The organism is Marinicrinis lubricantis (assembly GCF_042658665.1).
Classification (GTDB): domain Bacteria; phylum Bacillota; class Bacilli; order Paenibacillales; family KCTC-33676; genus Marinicrinis; species Marinicrinis lubricantis.
This window is the reverse complement of record NZ_JBHSQV010000100.1, coordinates 1-4,784: the sequence shown is the minus strand read 5'-3', so window position 1 is coordinate 4,784 and position 4,784 is coordinate 1. Positions and strand designations below refer to the sequence as shown.

Annotated in this window: 8 protein-coding genes; 7 read left to right on the top strand and 1 reads right to left on the bottom strand. The window is 38.3% G+C overall.

What is annotated here, in order from left to right; genetic code table 11:
• The first annotated feature begins 133 nt into the window (after positions 1–133).
• The 7 genes from ACFPXP_RS08445 (at position 134) to ACFPXP_RS08415 (ending at position 3,406) form a co-directional block, all read left to right on the top strand.
• On the top strand, positions 134–391 hold the full coding sequence (locus ACFPXP_RS08445) for a hypothetical protein (protein WP_379893790.1): 258 nt from the start codon (positions 134–136) through the stop codon (positions 389–391).
• A 50-nt stretch (positions 392–441) separates the two neighbouring features.
• Positions 442–780, top strand: a complete 339-nt coding sequence (locus ACFPXP_RS08440) for a hypothetical protein (RefSeq protein ID WP_379893789.1) — start codon at positions 442–444, stop codon at positions 778–780.
• Positions 781–1,179: a hypothetical protein gene (locus ACFPXP_RS08435; RefSeq protein ID WP_379893788.1), complete on the top strand. Its 399-nt coding sequence runs from the start codon at positions 781–783 to the stop codon at positions 1,177–1,179.
• Positions 1,180–1,194: 15 nt separating this feature from the next.
• Positions 1,195–1,551: a hypothetical protein gene (locus ACFPXP_RS08430; RefSeq protein WP_379893787.1), complete on the top strand. Its 357-nt coding sequence runs from the start codon at positions 1,195–1,197 to the stop codon at positions 1,549–1,551.
• 207 nt (positions 1,552–1,758) lie between these two features.
• The gene (locus ACFPXP_RS08425) at positions 1,759–2,517 is read left to right on the top strand and encodes a ParA family protein (protein ID WP_379893786.1); all 759 of its coding nucleotides are present in this window, start codon (positions 1,759–1,761) and stop codon (positions 2,515–2,517) included.
• Positions 2,510–2,788, top strand: coding sequence for a hypothetical protein (locus ACFPXP_RS08420; RefSeq protein ID WP_379893785.1), 279 nt, complete (start codon positions 2,510–2,512; stop codon positions 2,786–2,788). Before ACFPXP_RS08425 ends, ACFPXP_RS08420 begins: the two co-directional genes overlap by 8 nt.
• Before the next feature lie 195 nt (positions 2,789–2,983).
• Positions 2,984–3,406, top strand: coding sequence for a hypothetical protein (locus tag ACFPXP_RS08415; protein WP_379893784.1), 423 nt, complete (start codon positions 2,984–2,986; stop codon positions 3,404–3,406).
• A 221-nt stretch (positions 3,407–3,627) separates the two neighbouring features.
• Here the strand turns inward: ACFPXP_RS08415 and ACFPXP_RS08410 are convergent, their stop codons facing one another.
• Positions 3,628–4,629: a hypothetical protein gene (locus ACFPXP_RS08410; RefSeq protein ID WP_379893783.1), complete on the bottom strand. Its 1,002-nt coding sequence runs from the start codon at positions 4,627–4,629 to the stop codon at positions 3,628–3,630.
• Positions 4,630–4,784 lie beyond the last annotated feature (155 nt).

Here is a 4,784-nt window from a genome sequence, read left to right as displayed (position 1 = left end):
GCCTACGCTCTTACAGAAAATCGAGGTTCAGAGAACATTCTCCACTACTATCTCTTAAGCTGTCAAAGTTGAAATAATGAGAATGAGTGCGGAAACAGGAGAAAAAAATACTTTTTAGTAGGAGGAATTTTATATGAACGGTATCGGACAAGAACCGACGATCGTGGGTTTAAACCAATTAGATGTAGCGATTTTGATGGGTAAGTACTCGATTTTGCTCGGAATGATTAACTTTGGCACAGCCAAACAAAAAACAATTGCGAAAAAAATACTGAAGGAAATGGAGTCTTATATCTATAACCATATTAATCCAATTAGCTTTGAACTGGGAAATCGAAACCTCGGTTTAAATGAGCAAGAACTTCATTTCATTGACTACGCATTAAATTGAAGTGAGCAAAAGTGAATTTCCAATAATGATATTGAAAGTGAGGGAACACAATGGGGAAAGTTGATTTCAATCACTACTCTAAGAACCAGAATCCTGTCCAAGAATGCCGCGTAGGTCAACAAGATCGTCTCACAGTTCAGTTTAATATAAGCGAGGCAGCAGTTCTAATCGCTGAAATGCATCAATTATGTAAAGCCGGATTAAGCCCGGCCCCTTCCCTTCAAAACCGTTCGACAATGGAAGAAAATCGCTATTATGAGGTTGTAATCCGATCACTGCACGTGTTTGCAATCAAACATGCAAGGCGACAGTTGAGATTGCCCCCAAAGGATATTTCCGCCTTATTTAGACAAAAGGATATAAAGGAAGATAAGGAGCTATTCGAATGAATGAGTTTGAATGTAAACTTTGAACCGCCTTCTCCCCTATGGAAATGGTTTTTGTATCCTATGATGAGTTTTTCAGTGATAGGCTGCCTTTATTATACCTTTTCCTTGATCCATGCGGATCCAGTAAATTTGGGAGTGAAAATCAAATTAATTGCTTCTATTTTCGCTTTATTTGCATCTTCCAATCTTTTGATTGGATATCGATATCTCCTATGGGCAACGCCGATCAAAAATAAATTATTTCAATTGTCACAAAAAAAACCGGATATAATTCAATATCGATTCGGCCGATTTTTTATCGCTGAAAAGATTTTAGATGCTGAACTCCCCAGTCACCGCTGGTTCAAACGACTGCAACAAAAGGATATCCAAGAAGTATATGAAAAGGATAATAAGTAAGTCCAGGAGGTAGCCATGGGACAAATTGATTACAGCAAATATCCGAAAGTTCAAGAACTGATTCAAGAATGTAATCTTGAGAAAGATCAGGATCATATTATCTGGCTTCAATTTCGTAAGAGCGAAGCAGCCGTATTAATCGCTGAAATGCATCAGTTATGTAAGGCAGGATTGAGTCGCAGTATTACGCTCAGAAAAAGATCGGAAATTGGAGCGAATTTTTATTATGGTCGATCCGGTTCCCTCCATGTCTTTGCAAAAGAACAAGCAAGAGAGGAATTAGAACTGTCTTATCAAGATGTTTCAGATCTATTCCGGCACAGGGGTGTACATAGGTTATTCAATCGTAATATCAAAAAAAGTAGAAAGTAGGCCAAGGGCAGTAATTTTCCGGGCAGCGGCATGACATCCTACCCGGGGTATAGTATCTACCTTCGACAAAGGCGTCTTCGATATTGAGAGCATCAGAATTATCGAATTTAGGTGGAAAATGACTTAGTAAACGTATATGTAAATGTAAACGTTGATGTAAACGAAAACGTAAACATAAACATTTACCTTGAAAAGGAGATTTTTTATATGGCAAAAATTATTTCGTTCGGAATCCAAAAAGGCGGTTGCGGTAAAACGACATCATCAGGAATTACGGCTTACTTATTAAGCCAACACCAAAAGGTTTTGGCGGTGGACTTAGATTCTCAAGGTAACTTAACGGAGCTTCTGACACAGACAGATATTTATGATTTCACTGGGAGTACGGTTTTAGAAGCCTTGAAAGAACAAGATGCATCAGATTACATCTATCCGTTGACCGATAATTTGCATATCCTCACCGCTGAAGATTTATTGGCCACTTTTTCACGTTATTTATACACTGAGTTTAGGGGGAATAAAGCCCTTGTATTAAAACAAACCCTTCAAAAAGTGGAAAATCATTATGACTATATTATTATTGATACCCCACCAGCCTTGGGGGATCAAACAATTAACGCTCTAGCCGCTTCCGATGCGGTTGTCATAATGTTTGAAACATCCAAGTTTTGTTACTCTGCGTTAAGCCGTTTTGTTGAAACTGTTGGACATGCTCAAGACAAGTTGAACCCTAATTTAAAAATAGCCGGGATTTTGCGTACTTTAATTGATAATCGACGTTCCGATGCCAAAGCTTTCATTGAGCTGGTTGAAGAGGAATATCCCAATTATCCTTTTCATACGATCATTAACCGCAAGGCAGCAACCGGAAGAATTCCGATTCATGGCCTAACTGAAAATCCAGAAATAAATCAAGCGATAGACCAATATCATGACTTTGTCCAGGAGTTGATTCAGCGTGTCTAACATGAAGGATCTTCTTAAAAACAAGGTGAAGGGCGAAAAAAAATCTGCCCACGACCTCCTCATGGAGCCTGCAAACGTAAATGTAAATGTAAACGAAAACGTAAACATAAAGAAGAAACGAAGGGAAAAATTTGAAGATAAATTCGCCAGGGCGACGTTTTATATCGAGAATGGTCTATTAGAAAAAATAAATGCAGAAGCCGGAAATGAGAAGGGAGAAAAGACAAGGATCATCAACGAAGCATTAAGACAATATTTCAATTCTGGGTAAGACACCTCTCCCTATTCAAGAAATGTCTAATAACATAAGGCGGTGATTGTATTGAAAAGACCTCTTATACTAACCTGTTCCTTGTGTTCACATTACGAACCTAACCGATCCGTTTGTTCGCTCAAAGGGGGAAATCGAAATCCTCTCTCCACCGAGGCCATCGAATGTAAGCGTGAAGGAGTTTTCTGTCGCTATATGTATGTGATCCCGGACGCATACAATTATTACTCACTTGATGAAGAAATACCGGTGGATTGGAAAATCGATTACTCTAGGCTTCATACAGATTCGAAAGGCATCCCTCTATTTGTGAATACCAAGAGGGGGATTGAAAAAGCGATACCGGCCAATGAATCCGTAAAAGCATTAAAAGGAGATATGATATTAGGGGTTCAGCGAATATTTACTTATCAAGGTCAGCGAGAGATGATTTGTGAAATTGGTGTAGAATTAGCGAAAAAGGAAGCGGAAAATGCGCGTATTGAATTAACGATTCTACCTGAAGAAAAAGGTTGGGCAGGAATTCGTGAATACAAAGTCAAACACAATGAACAGAGATCCACAAAAAAGAAAAAATGCCCTTGGATTAGTAAACAAGCAATTGAATTATGGGACTGAGTTGAAAAATCCCCCTAACTCTTAATAAGAAAAAACTAACTCATACCCGGAAAGAAACCCAACTGCCTAATTCCGTTACGGAAAGAATTAGGCAGTTGTTGTTTAATTGAAATATTAGGTTAAGCCATTTTACCACTAGAGTTCCAACTTTATCATTGTCCAGACATGAAAGGTGGCATACAATCTTTTAACTGTTTCTTTTATCATTCTAAGACATAGTATTAATCAAAGTACAGATACTCATCCCTATTATCATCCAACCATTGAATAAAGACTTCGGGGCCTTCTTCAAAAGCTTTAAAAACTTCACATAATCGCCATTCGATTGCACTGCCTTCCTCCAAGTCTGATATCTCCTTTACCTTTTGAATGAGCTTTTCACTTAAAGTGACATCCATTCTAAGCTTTTGATATACGTATGCAAGCTGAATCAAAGTAAACACATAGAACAAATCAAAGCTGTTTGGGTTTCCTCCATATTCCGTAATTTTTTTAGCTTCCTCCAAATGAATCTTTGCGTTCGCCCAATCCTCATTTTGTACATAAATCCCTCCCAAGTAATGTTGCCAATCAGGAAGAAACCTTGATGTAGAAACAAGAATATTTCCCACTTTTAGTTTTTTCTCTAAGGGCCAAGATTTATCATTGAAAAGAATATGTGTCATTAGTTCTATCACATAGTCATTAAAGTAAGCTTCTTTGACATCCCGGTTACTAATTGAATTTAGTCGAGTCTCCCATTCCGCATCAAACACCGGTTTGAAATTATATTCTTTCTCTACATGGCCATATAATCGCCTCCACTTATATTCCTCAGCTTGTCCGACAGTCCACAACGGACCATTCGAGGTAACTTGAATTGATGGGAGGTAATCTTTTATTTCAGCATTAAATTTCTTTATATCCCAACCCAGGAATTTTGCAAATTCAACTGATTCGATTCGATTATACAGCCGTCTCAGTTCCTCGTGATAGATAATAGGCAACCCAGTCCTCAAATAGCAATTCACAATTTCTTCTGGCGCAGTTACATAGCTAGCAAGAAGATCAATAACTTCATCATACCGAGCTATCGTATATTCATTTTCAACGAAATCATTATAATCAAGTCCATCATCTAATAGTTGTTCAAAACCTCCCCCTTGACTGAAGGTGTGAACAGCTGTTGTAATCGTCGCTGCACTTTTCGGATCCCCCCAATTAAGAGCCATATTATGCTGCATAAAAGCCAAATAGCAACCAAGCGTAGCACAATTGTAACCGTCAAGTACTTTTGAGCAGATTCCGCTAAATAAGTTTCAACACCTATGAATTACCAAATATGGTTTCTCGGTGCTTGAGGCGGAAGCTATCTCCGCTTAGCTTTATCACTTCGCTC

Bases quoted from the DNA above. Each gene is read 5' to 3' on its own strand.
- ACFPXP_RS08445 (WP_379893790.1), top strand. From the start codon at position 134: ATGAACGGTATCGGACAAGAACCGACGATCGTGGGTTTAAACCAATTA.
- ACFPXP_RS08440 (WP_379893789.1), top strand. From the start codon at position 442: ATGGGGAAAGTTGATTTCAATCACTACTCTAAGAACCAGAATCCTGTC.
- ACFPXP_RS08435 (WP_379893788.1), top strand. From the start codon at position 781: ATGAGTTTGAATGTAAACTTTGAACCGCCTTCTCCCCTATGGAAATGG.
- ACFPXP_RS08430 (WP_379893787.1), top strand. From the start codon at position 1,195: ATGGGACAAATTGATTACAGCAAATATCCGAAAGTTCAAGAACTGATT.
- ACFPXP_RS08425 (WP_379893786.1), top strand. From the start codon at position 1,759: ATGGCAAAAATTATTTCGTTCGGAATCCAAAAAGGCGGTTGCGGTAAA.
- ACFPXP_RS08415 (WP_379893784.1), top strand. From the start codon at position 2,984: ATGTATGTGATCCCGGACGCATACAATTATTACTCACTTGATGAAGAA.
- ACFPXP_RS08410 (WP_379893783.1), bottom strand. From the start codon at position 4,629: ATGCAGCATAATATGGCTCTTAATTGGGGGGATCCGAAAAGTGCAGCG.